Genomic DNA, 17,458 nt, shown 5'->3' on the forward strand with positions numbered 1-17,458 from the left:
AGTGAGCGCCGACCCCAGAGTAAGCATCCATCCCGACTCCGCCGTCCTGATGGCCGCGATCGCAGCGCGGCTCATCACCAAGCTGGTGGACATCCAGGACAAGCACGGGGAAGCCACTGTGGTCCTCACCGGCGGTACCGTGGGCATCGGCACCCTGAAAGCGGTTGCCGACTCGCCAGCAGCGCCGGCTGTTGACTGGTCCCGGGTGAACTTCTGGTGGGGTGACGAGCGCTTCGTTGGCAAGGACAGCACGGACCGCAACACCGTTCAGGCGCGTGAGGCGTTGCTTGCCAGCTTGCCGGTTGACCCGGCCCGGGTGCACGAACCGGGTTCAACGGACGAGTTCGACACGGCGGACGAGGCCGCAGCGGACTACGCGGCCCGGCTCAAGGCCGCAGCTGCCGCCGAGCACGCCGCCGACGCTTCGGACAACCGTCCGGAGGAGGCCGGTGAGTTGCCGCGTTTCGACGTCCTGCTCCTCGGCGTGGGTCCGGATGCGCACATTGCGTCACTCTTCCCCGAGCAAGCGGGTATCCGCGTGAAGGACCGTACGGTCGTGGGGGTCGAGAACTCCCCCAAGCCGCCGCCGTCGAGGATTTCGCTGACGTTGCCCGCGATCAATTCGGCCGAGGAAATCTGGATGGTCGTGGCGGGCGAGGACAAGGCCGGGGCTGTCGGACTGGCCCTCGCAGGGGCCAACCCGGTCCAGGTTCCCGCCTCCGGTCCTAGCGGCCGGTCGAGGACCCTATGGCTCATCGATGAAAACGCGGCCTCACGTGTCCCCCAGCAGCTCATCCGCAAGGATCCCGCGGGCGCGTAGCCGCTTGAGCGCTCCGGCCAGGACAATCTCCGCGTCTTGGCTGGAGCGTCTTTCTTTAACGTAGTCCAGGTGGCTCTTGAAGACTTCCTCGTCCGCACGTTCCATGGTGGCCTCGCCCTGTTCGCGCACGGCAATCAGGCCACATTTAGGGCAGTCCCACCGAATCGGGATTTGATCTTCCGGGAGCTTAACGAAAACAAGCCGCGTTTCATGTCCCTTGGCGCACCAATAGGGAACACGAATACGCGGCAGGCTTTCGCCAACAACAGAGTCGGGCTGGTTTCTCGGGGCCGATCCGGCTGTTACGCCGGCCCGTGTGCCCCGGAATCCGGAAGTACCATGAACCATCGTCGATCCCCTTGAGAGTTCGGCTGCATGGCGGTGAAGGCCATGCAGCCTAGTCTAATCGGAGGATCCCGACACGGGCAGTGCTAGGAGTCTCCGCCTGAAGTGAAACGCATGATGAGGCCAAGCCCGATGATGACGACGCCCCATGTGCAGCCCAAAACGATGGTGAAGCGGTTGAGGTTTCGCTCTGCGACACCTGAAGAACTCAATCCTGAGCTCATGCCACCGCCAAACATATCGGACAACCCGCCGCCCCGCCCCTTGTGGAGGAGGATGAGCAGCGTCAGCAGAAGACTGGTGATGCCCAGCAGGATCTGCAGAATAACTTGAAGAACGTCCACGACGGCCTTTCAGAAGAGCGGAAAACGGGAGCGGAACCTAAAACGGACTAAGCCGCGCTGAGGTGGCTCTCGAACCTGACAATGTTAGCAAACTCGGCGGGGTCCAGGCTCGCGCCACCCACGAGCAAACCGTCGACGTCGCTTTCGGCCATGATTGCTGCCGCGTTGTTAGCCTTGACCGAGCCGCCGTAGAGGAGGCGGGTCTTGGCGGCCACCGCATCGTCGAACAATGAGGCGAGCTCCGAGCGGATCGCCGCGCACATCTCCTGCGCGTCTTCGGGACCAGCGACTTCTCCGGTCCCAATGGCCCAGACAGGCTCGTAGGCGACAACCAGTTCGCCTGCTTGCTCCACGGAGAGGCCCTCGACGCCGGCGCGCAGCTGGGCGAGCGTGTGCTCCACATGGGTGCCGGCCTGGCGGACCTCAAGGCCCTCGCCGACACACAAGACGGGCGTGACGTCGTGGCGGAAGGCGGCTTTGACCTTCGCGTTGAGGACCTGGTCGTCCTCGTTGTGGATGGTGCGGCGTTCGCTGTGTCCCACGAGGACGTAGGCGCAGCCAAGCTTGTTGAGGAACTGCCCGGAGATATCGCCCGTGTATGCACCGGAGTCGAATTGCGAAAGGTCCTGGCCGCCGTAGACGACGTCCAGCTCGTCGCCCTGAACGAGGGTCTGCACGCCGCGCAGGTCGGTAAACGGCGGGAAGACCGAAACCTCCACCCGGCTGTAGTCGTGCTTGGCGTCGGACAAGGTCCATGCCAGCTTCTGCAGCAGGGTGATGCCTTGGACGTGGTCCATGTTCATCTTCCAGTTACCGGCGATGAAGGGCTTGCGGATGAAGTTTCCGTTGGCAGAAGTTGTCACGTGTGCTCCAAAGATGCGTTGAGATAGGGAAAGCCGGCGGGGCGCTTGCCTTCCAGGAAGGGCGCCCCGCCGGCCGTGTAGCCTTAGCGGTCCAGAACGCTCAGGCCGGGAAGTTCCTTGCCTTCAAGGTATTCCAGGCTGGCGCCGCCGCCGGTGGAGATGTGTCCGAACTGGGAGTCCTCGAAACCGAGGGTCCGGACAGCTGCGGCGGAGTCGCCGCCGCCTACCACGGTGAATGCCTGCGTCTCGGTCAAAGCCTGGGCGATGGCACGGGTGCCGCCCGAGAAGGCTTCGAATTCGAAGACGCCCATGGGGCCGTTCCAGAAGACGGTCTTGGCGGCCTTGATCTGCTCGGCGAAAGCCGCTGCGGATACCGGTCCGATGTCCAGGCCGATGCCGGAAGCCCCGAACGAGCTGTCTTCGATCGCGTCTGCCGCAACCACTTCGTGTTCAGCGTCCGCGGCGAAGCGGCTGGCGACCACGACGTCGGTCGGGATGACGAAGGCGGTACCGGCGTCGGACGCGCGCTTGAGGTAGTCCTGGACCACGGGGATCTGGTCTGCTTCGAGCAAGCTGCCCGCCACCTTGTGCCCAACCGCCGCGAGGAACGTGAAGAGCATTCCGCCGCCGACGAGGATGGTGTCAGCCTTGCCCAGGAGGTTGTCGATCACAGCGAGCTTGTCCGAGACCTTGGATCCCCCGAGAACCACGACGTACGGGCGCTGGGTATCCGTGGTGAGTTTGCGAAGAACCTCCACCTCGGTGTGCACGAGGTCCCCCTGGTAGGAAGGAAGCCGGGTGGCGACGTCGTAAACGCTGGCGTGCTTGCGGTGGACGGCCCCGAAGGCGTCATCCACGAAGGCACCGTTGTCACCGGTCAGGGCCACGAGCTCATCGGCGAAGGCGCCGCGCTCGGCGTCGTCCTTGCTGGTTTCGCGGGCGTCGAAGCGGACGTTTTCCAGGACAAGGACGTCACCGTCGCCCAAAGACCGGGCCAGCTCCTTGGCGGACTCACCGACGGTGTCTTCCGCGAGCTGGACCTTGAATGGCGCGAGCTCCGCAAGCCGCGCTACCGCGGGCTTGAGGGAGTACTTGGCTTCCGGAGCGCCCTTGGGGCGTCCCAGATGGGCCGTGACGAGCACGCGGGCACCGGCGTCCGAGAGCTTTTCGATGACCGGGAGGGAGGCCTTGATGCGGCCGTCGTCGGTCACTGTAGAGCCGTCGAGCGGCACATTCAGGTCACTTCTGACAAGAATGTACCGCCCGCGGACACCTTCAGCGATCAGTTCGTTGAGGGTGTGAGAAGTCATGTGTCTACCCTAGCCCAGCTTGGATGCGACGAGCTCCGTGAGGTCAACGAGGCGGTTGGAGTAGCCCCATTCGTTGTCATACCAGGAAACAACCTTGACCTGGTTGCCGATGACCTTGGTGAGGCCGGAGTCGAAGATCGAAGAAGAGGGATCGCCGACGATGTCCGAAGAAACGATCGGATCTGCCGTGTAGCTCAGGATGCCCTTGAACTGCTCGGTCTCGGAAGCTGCCTTGAGAGCGGCGTTGACTTCCTCAACGGTCACTTCGCGGGAGACGGTGACGGTGAGGTCCGTGGCGGAACCCGTCGGGACCGGAACGCGGATGGCGTAGCCGTCGAGCTTGCCCTTCAGCTCCGGGAGGACGAGGCCGATCGCCTTGGCGGCACCCGTGGAGGTGGGAACCATGTTGATCGCTGCGGCGCGTGCACGGCGAAGGTCGCTGTGGGGGCCGTCCTGCAGGTTCTGGTCTGCCGTGTAGGCGTGCACCGTGGTCATCAGGCCACGCTCGATGCCGAAGGCGTCGTTGACGACCTTGGCCAGCGGGCCGAGGCAGTTGGTGGTGCATGAAGCGTTGGAAATGATGTGGTGTGCCGCGGGGTCGTAGAGCTCGTGGTTGACGCCCATGACGATGGTGATGTCCTCGTCGGAAGCAGGCGCGGAGATCAGGACCTTCTTGGCACCTGCATCGATGTGCTTCTGTGCGGCGGCAGCCTTGGTGAAAAAGCCCGTGGACTCGATGACAATGTCAACACCCAGTTCGCCCCAGGGGAGGTTGGCAGGATCGCGCTCGGCAAGGACCTTGATGATGCTGCCGTCGACAATGAGGTTGCCCTCTTTGACTTCAACGGTCTCGGTCAGCCGACCGCCGACGGAGTCGTACTTCAGAAGGTGGGCAAGCGCCTCGGGACTCGTGAGGTCGTTGACCGCAACAATTTCGAGGTCCGCACCCTGGGCGAGTGCTGCGCGGAAGTAGTTGCGGCCGATGCGGCCAAAGCCGTTGATACCAATACGGGTGGTCACTATTCAGTCTCCTTGGTGCTCTTGCAAGCACACCTAGTGAGTCGGATCTTGATTCCAACTAACAATTCCCGCACATCATTGGGCAGAAGTGATTATCAGATCGGAGGGCGACCAGCCACATTGCTGAAGGCTAACCGCCTTCCGTGACCCATCTTACGTTTAACTACGTCTGCCCCCGCAACTGCGGGGGCAGACAATCCGGTATTTGGGCGAAATTCACCTGAATGTGAAGTTTGTTACATCCTTGTGTATTCCGCGTCACGCACCGATGCGGCAGGAGTGTCCCTAGAGGACAATCAGCCCTGTGGCGTTCGCGCGGGCCGCTTCGAAGCGCTTCGCGACGTCAGCCCAGTTGACGATGTTCCAGAAAGCCTTGACATAGTCAGCCTTGACGTTGACGTAATCCAGGTAGAACGCGTGCTCCCACATGTCCAGCATGAGCAGGGGCGTGGTGCCGACGGCGACGTTGCCCTGCTGGTCGTAGAGCTGTTCGATGAGCAGGTTGCCACCGATGGGCTCGTAGGCGAGGAAGCCCCAGCCGGATCCCTGCAGGCCGAGGGCGGCTGCAGTGAACTGGGCGCGGAATGCATCGAAGGAGCCGAAGGCATCGTCGATGGCTGCAGCCAGCTCACCCTCGGGCTTGTCGCCGCCGTCCGGGGAGATGTTGTTCCAGAACACGGAGTGGTTGATGTGGCCACCGGTGTGGAACGCGAGGTCCTTGGAGAGGCGGTTGATGTTGGCGAAGTCGCCCTTGTCGCGGGCCTCGGCCAACTGGGCCAAAGCGTTGTTGGCGCCTGCTACATAGGCAGCGTGGTGCTTGCTGTGGTGCAGCTCCATGATCTTCGCCGAAATGTGCGGCTCAAGTGCTGCGTAGTCGTAGCCGAGCTCGGGCAGTACGTACTCTGTCACGAAATCCTCCAATGCAGTGGACCGGGGTCCGGTTGGTAACTCTCGTTTTGTTCATCCGACCGGCGAACCGGCCGGAAATCTACACTCTCCCGATTCTAGGACGGGAGCTTTATTCGTCCATCATTTCGGGGGTCACATTTGCCTCAGTGCCCGGGATCCCGAGGTCACCGGCCCTCTTGTCTGCCATGGCCAGGAGCCGGCGGATCCTTCCCGCGATGGCGTCCTTGGTCATGGGCGGATCGGCAAGCCGGCCCAATTCATCCAGGCTGGCCTGCTTGTGGGCCACCCGGAGCTCGCCCGCGTACTTGAGGTGGTCGGGGACGTCATCGCCCAGGATTTCCAAGGCCCTGTCCACGCGCGCGCCGGCGGCGACGGCGGCCTGGGCCGAACGCCGCAGGTTGGCGTCGTCGAAGTTCGCCAAGCGGTTGGCCGTGGCCCGGACTTCCTTGCGCATGCGGCGTTCCTCCCACACCATGAGGGCGTCATGGGCGCCCATCCGGGTGAGCAGAGCGGCAATGGTGTCGCCGTCACGGATGACCACGCGATCCACTCCGCGCACTTCCCGCGCCTTGGCCTGGATGCCGAGGCGGCGGGCAGCGCCTACCAGGGCAAGTGCAGATTCCGGTCCGGGACATGTGACCTCGAGCGATGAGGACCGGCCGGGTTCGGTGAGGGAACCGTGGGCCAGGAACGCGCCGCGCCACACAGCCTCCGCGTCCGACGCCGAGCCGTTGACGACGGCGGACGGCAAGCCACGCACAGGCCGTCCGCGGCCGTCCAGGAGGCCGGTCTGGCGGGCGAGGGCTTCGCCGTCGCGCACTACCCGGACGACATAGCGGCTACCGCGCCGGAGTCCCCCGCCGGAGACGACGATGATCTCGCTCTGGTGCCCGTAGACTTCAGCGATCGCCGCGCGCAGCCGCCGCGCCGTCGAGGCGAGGTCAACCTCTGCCTCGATCACGATGCGGCCCGAAATGATGTGCAGTCCGCCGGCAAAACGCAGCATGGCCGAGACTTCGGCCTTGCGGACGGACGACTTCTTGATGTCCAGCCGGGAAAGTTCTTCCTTGACCGATGCGGTCAGTGCCATCGCATGTTCCTAACTATTCCCGAAGATATCGTGATACGCCGATGCCAGACGCAGCGGGTCGTGGACTGGACGGCGGCTCGACGCCCCCACTTTACCCAAGACCACCTCGGCACCGATCATCCCGGCCGCGCGTTCGAATTCCTTGAGGTCCGATATCGACGACGGATCGGCCAGGACAACGTCCACGCTGAACTCCGGCGCGTAGTGGCGCAAGGCATCCAGGTGGTCAGCAGCGGACATCCCGGAGGTTTCCTTGGTGTCCATGGCGAGGTTCATCGTCAGGCAGCGTTTGGCGGGTGTGTCGCACAAGGCCTGGCGCATTTCGGGCAGCAGCAAATGCGGCAACACGGAGGTGTACCAGGAGCCGGGACCCAGAATGATCCAGTCCGCGAGCTCGATGGCCGTCAGCGCTTCGATGCAGGCGCGCGCATCTTCCGGGAGGAGCCTTACGTTTTCGAGCGATCCGGCAACGGCGCACTTGGCCTGGCCCTTGACGGACTGGAGTTCGTACCCGCCCCCGGGCAACGGCACACGGACGTCGCCTTCGATGTTCAGCGGTTGGGAGGACATCGGGAGGACCTGGCCGCGGGCACCCAAAAGCGCACCTGCCCATTTCAGGCCCGCGACGGCGTCGCCCAAAAGCTCCCAGAGGGTGACAATGAGCAGGTTCCCCATGGCATGGTCGTCGAGGGAACCTTGGCGGCCGCTCGGCGTCTTGAAGCGATGCTGCATGACATCCCGCCAGGTGCGCCCCCAGTCGGTGTCGTCGCACAGGGCGCTCAGCGCCATGCGAAGGTCGCCGGGCGGAAGGACGCCGTACTCCTCGCGCAACCGCCCGGAGGATCCGCCGTCGTCGGCAACGGTGACGATCGCGGTCAGCTCCGAGGTCAGCAGCCGCAGCGCCGACAGCGAGGCGGAAAGTCCGTGTCCGCCGCCGAGCGCCACCACTGTGGGACCCTTCGCAGGCTGGCTGCCCGGGGCGCCCTTCGGTGGAACCAGCGGCAGGGGTCCGGTGAGGACCCCCATTACTCGCGACCCAGATCGCGGTGGCTCGTGGTGACGGTGACGCGGGGATATTGCGCCAGCCGTTTGGACAGTTCGACGGCGACCGCGACTGAACGGTGCTTCCCGCCCGTGCAACCGACGGCAATCGTGGCGTAGTGCTTGTTTTCCGTCCGGTAGCCGTCGAGGACGGGCTCCAAGGCAAGGACGTAGCGGTCGATGAAGTCCTTGACTCCATCGGCCCCGAGGACATAATCGCTGACGTCGGCGTCGAGTCCCGTGTGCGGACGCAATTTCGGAACCCAGTGCGGGTTGGGAATGAAGCGCGCGTCCGCGACGAAGTTGGCGTCCACGGGCAATCCATATTTGAAGCCGAAGCTCATGATGTTCAAGCGCAACGCCACAGGGCCTGTGTCGGTGAAGAGTTCGGTGATGGCGGTCGCCAGGCCGTGGACGTTGTACGTACTGGTATCCAGGACGACGTCGGCCGATTCCCGGAGTTCCTTCAGTACGTCGCGTTCCGCCGCGATTCCGTCCAGGATCCGGCCACCGCCTTGGAGCGGATGCGGGCGCCGGCCCTGCTCAAAGCGGCGCACCAGGACGTTGTCGCTGGCATCCAGGAAGAGGAGGCGGAAGGTGATTCCACTGGCGCTGAGCGCCCCGAGCGCCGTCCTGATATCGGTGAAGAGGCCTTTGCTGCGTACGTCCACGACGACGGCGAGCTTGGGGATGGACTGGGGCGCGTGAGAGACGATTTCCGCCAGCGTTCCGAGCATCTGGGGCGGGAGGTTTTCGACGACGTACCAGCCGTGGTCCTCCAGGGCGTCCGATGCCGTGCTCCGGCCTGCTCCGGACATGCCGGTCACCACCAGCAGTTCCGCTTCGACAGGCTTGACGGGTACCAGACCGTCCTGCTCCGCGCCGGATCCTGCTGTTGGCTCTGACATCAAGTTTCCCCGTTTCTGAGATGGTCCAAAGTTTGTGGGATGGCCCAAAGGCGGACCGCTTTCGGGAGCGGTCCGCTTATTACCCTAGCTAAATTTCAAGGATTTCGCCGGTGGTCATGTTCACTGCAGGAGCAGCCTCTCCGGAGGCACCTGCTGCGGCCAGGTGGTTGACGACGGCTTCGGCCAGCGCCGGGCCGATCCCCTTCGCGGCCGTGAGCTCGAGGGCCGTTGCCGCCTTGATCTTCTTGAGGGAACCGAAATGGGCCACGAGTGCCTTCCGTTTGGCCTCGCCGAGGCCCGGAACGCCGTCGAGGGCCGAGACCGTCATGGCCTTGCCGCGCTTCTGCCGGTGGAAGGTGATGGCGAACCGGTGGGCTTCGTCGCGGATGCGCTGGAGCAGGTAGAGTCCCTGCGAAGTGCGCGGCAGGATCACCGGGAAGTCGCTGTCCGGCAACCAGACTTCTTCGAGGCGCTTGGCGAGGCCCACGACGTAGACGTCGTCGATCCCCAGTTCCGCGAGTGCGCGCGCGGCCGCATTGACCTGGGGCTGCCCGCCGTCGACGACGACGAGGTTGGGCGGATAGGCGAATTTCGCCTTGGCTCCCGTGAGGGCGGCGTCGTCCGACGGCGGTTCCCCGGCGCCGGGGTTCGGAACCTCTCCGCTCTTCGGGAGCTGTGCTGATTTGTCCTGCAGGTAGTGCCTGAAACGCCTGGTCAGGACGTCGTGCATCGCCGCCGTATCGTCTGTTGCCGCAGCGCCGGTGATGGAGAACTTCCGGTAGTCGGCTTTCTTGGGGAGTCCGTCCTCCACCACCACCATGGACGCAACCACGTTGGTGCCCTGCACATGGGAAATGTCGTAGCACTCGATCCTGAGCAGCGGCACGGGAAGCTCAAGGGCTTCCTGCAGTTCCTGGAGCGCCTGGGAGCGGACGGTGATGTCGCCGGCACGCCGGACTTTGTGAAGCTTCAGCGCTTGCTCGGCGTTTTCCCGGACGGTGGACATGAGGGCAGCCTTGTCGCCGCGCTGCGGCACCCGGATATCCACCTTGGCGCCCCTCAGGCCGCCGAGCCATTCAAGCAGTTCATGGTGGTTGCTCGGGATCTCCGGCACGAGGATTTCGCGGGGAATGCGGCCCTGGTTGTCGCTGTCCTCCCCGTAAACCTGCTGCAGCAAGTGCTCGATAAGCTCCGGACTGGTGGCGTCTTCGACCTTCTCGACGACCCAGCCCCGTTGGCCGCGCACCCGGCCACCCCTGACATGGAAAACCTGCACGGAAGCCTCGAGGTCGTCTTCGTGCAGGGCGAAAACATCGGCGTCCGTGTCCTCGGAAAGCACGACGGCGTTGCGCTCGAACACTTTGCGCAGCGCAACGATGTCGTCCCGGAGCCGGGCCGCCCGCTCGTAGTCCAGCTCGGCGACGGCGGCGCCCATGTCCTTTTCGAGGCGCGTGATGAAGCGTTTCGCTTCGCCGCCCATGAACGAGCAGAAGTCTTCGGCAATCGCCCTGTGCTCCTCCGCGGTGACTCGGCCGACGCACGGGGCCGAGCATTTGTCGATGTAGCCAAGCAAGCACGGCCGGCCGCTGGCCTGGGCCCGCTTCAGCACGCCGGGACTGCAGCTGCGGACCGGAAAGACCCGCAGCAAGGTGTCCATGGTTTCGCGGATGGCGCCGGCCGTGTACGGCCCGAAGTAGCGGGTTCCCTTGCGGCGTTCACCGCGCATGACCTGGACCCGCGGGAGCTTCTCCCCCATGCTCACGGCGAGGTATGGATAGGTCTTGTCATCCCGGAAGACCACGTTGAAGCGCGGCTTGAATTCCTTGATCCAGGTGTATTCCAGTTGGAGCGACTCCAGCTCGCTGCCCACCATGGTCCATTCGACGCTGCTGGCGGCGTGCACCATGGCATACGTCTTCGGCAGCAAGCCGGCAGGGTTGGCGAAGTATGAGTTCAACCGGGAACGGAGGTTCTTCGCCTTGCCCACGTAGATGACACGGCCATGCGGATCCCGGAACCGATAGACGCCGGGGGTGGTGGGGATTTCTCCGGTCTGGGGTCGATAACTCGCTGGATCTGCCACGCATCCAGTCTAGTAAGGGAATCGCACTCCCCCGTACGGGCCGACCGGCCCGCCGAAGCTACTCCGCGGACTTGCTCTGGTTGTAGCTGGCTGAGCGTTCCTGGCCGCTCAACACCGCGATGGCATCCATGATTTTGTCAGTCACTTCGCGCCGGGCAGGCAAGGAATGGTCGGGACCTGTCTTCTCGAAATAGAGCGGCCCGCCGACCTTCATGGTGAAATGCTGCGGACGGACAGTATTGCGGTCCACCGGCTGCAGCTTGTCCGTGCCGATCAGGCCGACCGGGATGACGGGCGCACCCGTGGTCAGGGCGAGCCAGCCGACGCCGGTGCGCCCGCGGTACAGCAAGCCGTCACGGGAGCGGGTCCCTTCCGGATAGATTCCGATGCCCCTGCCGTTCTCCAGGATGTCCAGGAGGGTCTTGAGGGCCTGCACACTGGCTGCCTGCTCTCCACGTTCCACAGGAATGGATCCAACGGCCTGAAAGAACGCCTTCATCGCGCGCCCCTTGAAGCCTGTGGTGGTGAAGTATTCGGCTTTGGCAAAGAAGCCCACCGGACGGGGCATCAGGGCCTGGACGATCACGCTGTCGAGAAAGGACAAATGGTTCGGGGCCACAATGAACGGCCCTTCCTTGGGCACGTTCTCCAGGCCGATGACCGTGGGCCTGCACGTGCCGGAGATCAGTCCGCGCGTGGTCCATCGGATGACATCAAAGGCTTCCATCGTTCTGCACCTCGCTCAGGGCCGCCGCGCGGACAGCGTCAAGTTCTTCGATCTTCTTCAGCAGCTGCTCCGCGGTGTCGACGACGGCGACGGCGCCCGCCTCCCGAAGCTCGCCGTCGGGCGCGAATCCCCAACTGACCCCGATGCAGTCGAGTCCGTTGGCCATGGCACCTGCAACGTCCTGGTGACGGTCCCCGACCATCACGGCAGGCTGGGAATGCAAGGTGGCCAGCGCCGCACCAACGATTGCCACTTTGCCCGGAGCTGTATTGGCGGCCATCGACTCGTCGTCCGAAGCGCCGCAGATGGAGGCGAAGAAACCGGCAATGCCGTGATGCTCCAGGACGATGCGTGCCAGGCCCTGTGGTTTCTGGGTGGCCACCGCAACCGGCCGCCGGGACTCCGCGAAGAACTCCAGGAGTTCACGGATGCCCGGATAGAGCCGGCTTTGGCCTATTCCCTCGGAACGGTAGTAGCCGCGGTACAGCCCGATGACTTCGTCGACTTTTCCCGCGGGAACCCCGGCAATGTGCTCCAGGGAATCGCTGAGCTTGGGTCCGACCATGGAGTCCAGCACGGCTTGTTCCGGGACACGGAGGCCCATTTCGCCCAGGGCCGCGGCGATGCCGCCGGTTATGCCACCTGCAGGATCGACAAGGGTGCCGTCCAGATCAAAGATTACGGGCACCATTGTTTGAGTCACCGGGTTAGTTTCTCACGAGTTGAGGCATGCCTGAAACTCACATGCCGGCCAGGGAATTCTTCGAGCGCACTCGAAATTTTCCCCGGCCGTTCACCCAGGACTAGGCGAGAATCTCTGCGAGGAAGGTAGCGGTATGGCTTTCCGTCGACTTGGCAACTTGTTCGGGGGTGCCCGTTGCCACGACGCGTCCACCGCCTGAACCGCCATTCGGGCCAAGGTCCACAATCCAGTCGGCGGACTTGATGACGTCAAGGTTGTGTTCGATGGTGATGACGGTGTTGCCCTTGTCCACCAAGCCCTGCAGCACCATGAGCAGCTTGCGGATGTCCTCGAAATGGAGGCCCGTGGTGGGCTCGTCCAACACATAGACGCTCCTGCCATTCGAACGCTTCTGCAGTTCCGAGGCCAGCTTCACGCGCTGCGCCTCGCCGCCGGAAAGCGTGGTGGCGGGCTGCCCGAGCCGGACATAGCCGAGGCCGACGTCGACGAGGGTGTTCAAATGCCGGGCGATAGGGGTGAATGCCGCAAAGAACTCGGCCCCCTCCTCGATGGGCATGTTGAGGACGTCGGCGATCGTCTTGCCCTTGTAGTGGACCTCCAAGGTCTCCCGGTTGTAGCGCGCGCCGTGGCACACCTCGCAGGGAACATAGACGTCCGGCAGGAAGTTCATCTCGATCTTCAGGGTGCCGTCACCGGAGCACGCCTCACAGCGGCCGCCCTTGACGTTGAAGGAGAAGCGTCCCGGCTGGTATCCGCGGACCTTGGCTTCGGTGGTCTCCGCGAAGAGCTTCCGGATGTTGTCGAAGACGCCGGTGTAGGTGGCCGGGTTGGAACGCGGGGTCCGCCCGATGGGGCTCTGATCCACGTGAACCACCTTGTCGAGGTGCTCAAGGCCCTGCACGGAGCGATGCCGGCCGGCGACCTGCTTTGCCCCATTGAGCTTGTTGGCAAGCACCTTGTAAAGGATCTCGTTCACCAGGGTGGACTTCCCTGAACCGCTGACTCCCGTGACTGCTGTGAAGAGGCCCAGCGGGAAGGCGGCGTCGACGTTGTTCAGATTGTTTTCGCGTGCGCCGATGACCTTGAGCTCGCGCTTCTTGTCGTACTTGCGCCGCTTTGCCGGGATGTCGATCTTGCGCCGTCCGGACAAATAGTCGCCGGTCAGCGAGTTCGTGTTTTCCAGGAGCTCCTTGTAGGAACCGGAGTGAACCACCTGGCCGCCGTGCTCGCCGGCGCCGGGTCCAATGTCCACCACCCAGTCGGCCTCGTGGATGGTGTCTTCGTCGTGTTCGACCACGATCAGTGTGTTGCCCAGGTCGCGAAGCCTCGTCAGCGTCTCGATGAGGCGGCGGTTGTCTTTTTGGTGCAGTCCGATGGACGGCTCGTCGAGGACGTACAGCACGCCTACCAAGCCGGAGCCGATCTGTGTTGCGAGCCGGATGCGCTGTGCTTCGCCGCCGGAAAGCGTTCCGGACGGCCGTTCGAGATTCAGGTATTCGAGTCCGACGTCCAGGAGGAATGTCAGGCGGGCCTGGATCTCCTTGAGGACCTGGTGGGCAATCTGGGCCTCGCGGTCAGTGAGCGTGAGGCTGCCGAGGAAGTCCGCGCAGTCCCGCATCGGGAGGGCCGCTACTTCGGCGATGGACTTGCCGTTGATCAGCACGGAGAGCGAGGCCGGGTTAAGCCGGGCGCCGTTGCATTCCGGGCAAGGAATCTGCCGCATGTACTCTTCGTAGCGGTCGCGAGCCCAATCCGAGTCCGTTTCGCCGTGCTTGCGGTGGACGTACTGGATGGCGCCTTCGAAGCCCGTGCTGTACTTGCGCTCCCGGCCGAACCTGTTGCGGTACTGCACCACCACCTTGTGGTCTTTGCCATGCAGCACCGTTTGCCGCACTTCCTGCGGCAGCTTTTCCCAGGCGGTGTCCATGGAGAAGTCGAGCTCCAGGGCGAGGCCCTCGAGGAGACGGTTCCAGTACTCCGTGGTGGCAGTGCCGAGGGACCAAGGCGCGATGGCACCCTGGTTCAAGGACAATTCCGGGTTGGGGACCACCAATTCCTCATCGACTTCGAGCTTGGTGCCGATACCGCTGCAGGCCGCACAGGCGCCGAAGGGGTTGTTGAAGGAGAACGAGCGTGGCTCGATTTCGTCGATGGCCAGCGGGTGTTCATTGGGGCAGGCAAGGTTTTCGGAGAAAGCCCTGATCCGTGCGGGGTCTTCGGTATCGAGGTCCACGAACTCGACCAGCACGCGGCCTTCGGCAAGTCCGAGCGCGGTTTCGATCGAGTCGGTCAGCCGTTGGCTGATTCCTTCCTTGACCACCAGACGGTCCACGACAACTTCAATCGAGTGCTTGAATTGCTTGCCGAGCTTGGGCGGATCGCTCAGCTGGACGAGGTCTCCGTCCACCCGGGCGCGTGAGTAGCCCTTGGCGGTGAGCTCCTTGAAGAGCTCGACGAATTCGCCCTTGCGTCCGCGGACGACGGGGGCGAGGATCTGGAAGCGGGTGCCGGATTCGAGCTCCAGCAACTGGTCCACGATCTGCTGCGGCGTCTGGCGCGTGATCGGTTCGTGGCACACCGGGCAATGCGGCCGGCCGACACGTGCCCAGAGAAGGCGCATGTAGTCGTAGATCTCGGTGATGGTGCCCACCGTGGAGCGCGGGTTCTTGCTCGTGGACTTCTGGTCGATGGAGACTGCCGGGGAAAGGCCCTCAATGAAATCCACGTCCGGCTTGTCCACTTGGCCCAGGAACTGGCGGGCATAGGCAGACAGTGACTCCACGTACCGGCGTTGGCCCTCGGCGAAGATGGTGTCGAAAGCCAGGGACGACTTGCCGGATCCGGACAAGCCCGTGAAAACGATCATGGCGTCACGGGGAAGGTCGAGATCGACGTTGCGGAGGTTGTGTTCACGCGCTCCCTTGACCACGAGCCGGGACAGGTCATGTCTTACGGGCGCGGCGGGTGGTTGCGCGGAAACGCTTGCGAAGGATTCGACGGCGGGGACTTCAGCTACGGCTTTAGGCACCCACTAATGCTAATCGAAAACTTCTTCGAATTTCCATGCGGCATCCCACGGCCTACTGACGGGTATCAATCGGCGTCGTAAGCGGCAGCCAGAAGCTGCACCGCCTCGGCGAAACTGGCACCCTGCGCCTTGGCCGCCGCGGAGTAGCTCGCAGCGACTGCCGCCAATGCGCTCCAGCGGTCATCCCGTGCGCACACGACTGTTCCGTTGCGCCCACGGGTTGCGACTACTCCCGCAGCTTCAAGTTCCTTGTAGGCACGGGCCACCGTGTGGGGAGCGACATCCAACTGTTCGGCCAAGCTCCGCACAGCCGGAAGTTTGCTGCCGACAGCCAGGGTGCCGCCGTCGGCCAATTCGATGATGCGGAGCCGAAGCTGCTCGTACAGGGCAACGGTGCTGGACTGGTTGGGACGCCAGGAACCTGGAAACTCAAGCGGGCTCATGAGGCTTCCCTGCCGCCCTGGCCGGCGCGATGCTTGGCGGACCTCACGGGCATCTCGGCGAGCTCCCCGCCTCCCGAGGCAAACTGTGCTTCATGCAACCGGGCATAGTGCCCGCCAAGCTTCAGCAGGGAATGATGGGTGCCGTGTTCAACGATCCGTCCGTGGTCCATGACGAGAATTAGATCAGCGTCGCGGATGGTGGACAAGCGGTGCGCAATGACGAATGACGTCTTGTTGCTCCGCAGCCTGTGCATCGCTTGCCGGATAAGGACTTCCGTGCGGGTATCCACCGAACTTGTCGCCTCGTCCAGGATCAGGATGGGGCGCCCGGAGAGCCGTGCCCGCGCGATGCTCAGCAATTGCCTTTGGCCCTGGCTGAGGGGATCTCCTCCGTTGCTGAGCATGGTTGAATACCCGTTGGGCAGCGAGCGGACAAAGTGGTCAACGTGGCTCGCCTCGGCGGCGGCCACGATTTCGGCCTCGCTGGCACCTGGCCGTCCATACTCGATGTTCTCCCTGATGGTCCCGGTGAAAATCCACGGGTCCTGGAGGACGACGCCGAAATTCCGGCGGAGCGCGTCACGGCGCATGCCGGCGATGTCCACGCCGTCGATCGTGATCCTCCCGGATGCGAGTTCGTGGAAGCGCATGAGGAGGCTGACCAGCGTGGTTTTGCCCGCTCCGGTGTGCCCGACGATCGCCACCGTCTGTCCCGGTTCAACATGGAAGGACAGGTCCTGGATCAGGGGGGCATCCGGCCGGTAGCTGAAGGAGATGCGTTCGAAGGCAACCCTCCCGGCAGGAAGATCAAACCGCCCATCAAAGCCCGGGCGGGCGTCGGCCCGGGAACCAGCGCCCGGCTCCCCGGGCTCCCCCGTTATTTCATCGGCGTCCAACAGTTCGAAGACCCTGCTCGCGGATACTGCGCACGATTGCAGTACCTGGGCCATGCCGCCGATCTGTCCAAGCGGCTGGCTGAAGAGCCGGTTGAATTGGATGAACGCTTGAATGCCGCCAATACTCATCGCTCCGGCAAGGAATTGGAGGGCACCAACGATCGCAACCCCCACATAGCTGGCGTTCGACACGAAAGCCATGAGCGGTACCAGCAATCCCGAAGCGAACTGTGCCTTGGAACTGGCGGCGTACAGGCCATCGTTGTGGGCAGCGAAGCGGGCCGCAATGGCGGGCTGGGCGTTGAAAAGCTTGATGGCCTCATGGCCTGTTGCCGTTTCCTCCACGAGTGAGTTCACGTCGCCCGTGGCCTCCCACTGCCGGACGAAGTATTTCTGCGAGCGTCGGGTCACGACAATCGAGGCCAGGGCCGATACCGGAACGGCCAAGAGGGACACGACGGCGAGGAGGGGCGAAAGGAGGAGCATCATCCCGAGGGAACCGAGGACCATCAACGTTGAGGTCAAGAGCTGGGAGAGGAGCTGGTTGAGCGTCTGCGACACGTTGTCGAGGTCGTTCGTCGCACGGCTCAGGACGTCGCCCCGGGAACGGCCGTCGTAGTACGCCACGGGAAGCCGGTGCAGTTTCGCTTCCACGGCTTCCCGGAGATCGTGTGCGAGGCGCTGCACGGCGAGGGCGTTGAGGCGGCCCTGCGCCCAGCTGAACAGCGCCGTGACGCAATACATGGCTGCGGCCACGAGCAGCAGGGAGACAAATCGCGCCGTGTCGAACTTCGCCCCGAACACTGCGGCCGCGATGACGTCGGTGGCGTCGCCGAGGATTTTGGGCGCCACGACATTGAGGGTGACGAAACCGCAGATGCACAGGATCGCCACTGCCATGATTCCCCGGGCGGGCTTCATCAAGCCC

At 63.9% G+C, this 17,458-nt stretch carries 16 protein-coding genes; 1 reads left to right on the plus strand and 15 read right to left on the minus strand.

Going from position 1 to position 17,458, the window contains the following annotated elements; all coding sequences use genetic code 11:
• Position 1: 1 nt before the first annotated feature.
• Positions 2-820 carry a 6-phosphogluconolactonase gene (pgl, locus tag KNN17_RS05175; RefSeq protein WP_078108800.1) on the plus strand — a complete coding sequence of 273 codons (819 nt, stop codon included), beginning with the start codon at positions 2-4 and terminating at the stop codon, positions 818-820.
• Here pgl and KNN17_RS05180 read toward each other — a convergent pair.
• The 15 genes from KNN17_RS05180 to KNN17_RS05250 all read right to left on the minus strand — a co-directional run bounded on the left by KNN17_RS05180 (position 773) and on the right by KNN17_RS05250 (position 17,430).
• Complete coding sequence (locus KNN17_RS05180; RefSeq protein WP_078108799.1) at positions 773-1,168, minus strand: RNA polymerase-binding protein RbpA; 396 nt, start codon at positions 1,166-1,168, stop codon at positions 773-775. The genes pgl and KNN17_RS05180 overlap by 48 nt on opposite strands.
• An 83-nt stretch (positions 1,169-1,251) precedes the next feature.
• Complete coding sequence (gene secG, locus KNN17_RS05185; protein WP_074589634.1) at positions 1,252-1,509, minus strand: preprotein translocase subunit SecG; 258 nt, start codon at positions 1,507-1,509, stop codon at positions 1,252-1,254.
• 47 nt (positions 1,510-1,556) lie between these two features.
• Positions 1,557-2,372, minus strand: coding sequence for a triose-phosphate isomerase (gene tpiA / locus KNN17_RS05190; RefSeq protein ID WP_241707768.1), 816 nt, complete (start codon positions 2,370-2,372; stop codon positions 1,557-1,559).
• Between the two features lie 83 nt (positions 2,373-2,455).
• Entirely contained in the window at positions 2,456-3,682 is a 1,227-nt protein-coding gene (locus KNN17_RS05195; protein WP_241707769.1) for a phosphoglycerate kinase, read from the minus strand.
• Positions 3,683-3,691: 9 nt separating this feature from the next.
• Positions 3,692-4,702: a type I glyceraldehyde-3-phosphate dehydrogenase gene (gap, locus tag KNN17_RS05200; RefSeq protein WP_241707770.1), complete on the minus strand. Its 1,011-nt coding sequence runs from the start codon at positions 4,700-4,702 to the stop codon at positions 3,692-3,694.
• A 285-nt stretch (positions 4,703-4,987) separates the two neighbouring features.
• A complete protein-coding gene (locus KNN17_RS05205) occupies positions 4,988-5,611 on the minus strand; it encodes a superoxide dismutase (RefSeq protein ID WP_028267347.1) in 624 nt (207 codons plus the stop codon).
• A gap of 109 nt (positions 5,612-5,720) precedes the next feature.
• On the minus strand, positions 5,721-6,701 hold the full coding sequence (gene whiA / locus KNN17_RS05210) for a DNA-binding protein WhiA (protein ID WP_133202987.1): 981 nt from the start codon (positions 6,699-6,701) through the stop codon (positions 5,721-5,723).
• Between the two features lie 9 nt (positions 6,702-6,710).
• On the minus strand, positions 6,711-7,727 hold the full coding sequence (locus KNN17_RS05215; RefSeq protein WP_078108794.1) for a gluconeogenesis factor YvcK family protein: 1,017 nt from the start codon (positions 7,725-7,727) through the stop codon (positions 6,711-6,713).
• Positions 7,727-8,650 carry an RNase adapter RapZ gene (rapZ, locus tag KNN17_RS05220; RefSeq protein WP_078108793.1) on the minus strand — a complete coding sequence of 308 codons (924 nt, stop codon included), beginning with the start codon at positions 8,648-8,650 and terminating at the stop codon, positions 7,727-7,729. Before rapZ ends, KNN17_RS05215 begins: the two co-directional genes overlap by 1 nt.
• Before the next feature lie 88 nt (positions 8,651-8,738).
• Positions 8,739-10,733, minus strand: a complete 1,995-nt coding sequence (gene uvrC / locus KNN17_RS05225) for an excinuclease ABC subunit UvrC (RefSeq protein ID WP_241707771.1) — start codon at positions 10,731-10,733, stop codon at positions 8,739-8,741.
• Between the two features lie 58 nt (positions 10,734-10,791).
• A complete protein-coding gene (locus KNN17_RS05230) occupies positions 10,792-11,460 on the minus strand; it encodes a lysophospholipid acyltransferase family protein (RefSeq protein WP_241707772.1) in 669 nt (222 codons plus the stop codon).
• Positions 11,447-12,151 (minus strand): HAD hydrolase-like protein, encoded by a 705-nt coding sequence (locus KNN17_RS05235; RefSeq protein ID WP_241707773.1) that lies wholly within the window; start codon positions 12,149-12,151, stop codon positions 11,447-11,449. The genes KNN17_RS05230 and KNN17_RS05235 overlap by 14 nt, the downstream gene beginning before the upstream one ends.
• Positions 12,152-12,263: 112 nt before the next feature.
• The gene (uvrA, locus tag KNN17_RS05240) at positions 12,264-15,191 is read right to left on the minus strand and encodes an excinuclease ABC subunit UvrA (RefSeq protein ID WP_241707774.1); all 2,928 of its coding nucleotides are present in this window, start codon (positions 15,189-15,191) and stop codon (positions 12,264-12,266) included.
• A gap of 65 nt (positions 15,192-15,256) precedes the next feature.
• Positions 15,257-15,634, minus strand: a complete 378-nt coding sequence (locus tag KNN17_RS05245) for a GntR family transcriptional regulator (protein ID WP_078108788.1) — start codon at positions 15,632-15,634, stop codon at positions 15,257-15,259.
• Positions 15,631-17,430 carry an ABC transporter ATP-binding protein gene (locus KNN17_RS05250; protein ID WP_443627209.1) on the minus strand — a complete coding sequence of 600 codons (1,800 nt, stop codon included), beginning with the start codon at positions 17,428-17,430 and terminating at the stop codon, positions 15,631-15,633. The genes KNN17_RS05245 and KNN17_RS05250 overlap by 4 nt, the downstream gene beginning before the upstream one ends.
• Positions 17,431-17,458 lie beyond the last annotated feature (28 nt).

This window comes from Arthrobacter bambusae (genome assembly GCF_022606295.1).
Taxonomy (GTDB): Bacteria; Actinomycetota; Actinomycetes; order Actinomycetales; family Micrococcaceae; genus Arthrobacter; species Arthrobacter bambusae_A.

What these genes read in the sequence shown, in the direction of transcription:
- KNN17_RS05250 (WP_443627209.1), bottom strand. Translation starts at nt 17,430, where the DNA reads ATGGCAGTGGCGATCCTGTGCATCTGCGGTTTCGTCACCCTCAATGTC.
- whiA (WP_133202987.1), bottom strand. Translation starts at nt 6,701, where the DNA reads ATGGCACTGACCGCATCGGTCAAGGAAGAACTTTCCCGGCTGGACATC.
- rapZ (WP_078108793.1), bottom strand. Translation starts at nt 8,650, where the DNA reads ATGTCAGAGCCAACAGCAGGATCCGGCGCGGAGCAGGACGGTCTGGTA.
- KNN17_RS05235 (WP_241707773.1), bottom strand. Translation starts at nt 12,151, where the DNA reads ATGGTGCCCGTAATCTTTGATCTGGACGGCACCCTTGTCGATCCTGCA.
- KNN17_RS05230 (WP_241707772.1), bottom strand. Translation starts at nt 11,460, where the DNA reads ATGGAAGCCTTTGATGTCATCCGATGGACCACGCGCGGACTGATCTCC.
- KNN17_RS05245 (WP_078108788.1), bottom strand. Translation starts at nt 15,634, where the DNA reads ATGAGCCCGCTTGAGTTTCCAGGTTCCTGGCGTCCCAACCAGTCCAGC.
- KNN17_RS05215 (WP_078108794.1), bottom strand. Translation starts at nt 7,727, where the DNA reads ATGGGGGTCCTCACCGGACCCCTGCCGCTGGTTCCACCGAAGGGCGCC.
- KNN17_RS05195 (WP_241707769.1), bottom strand. Translation starts at nt 3,682, where the DNA reads ATGACTTCTCACACCCTCAACGAACTGATCGCTGAAGGTGTCCGCGGG.
- KNN17_RS05180 (WP_078108799.1), bottom strand. Translation starts at nt 1,168, where the DNA reads ATGGTTCATGGTACTTCCGGATTCCGGGGCACACGGGCCGGCGTAACA.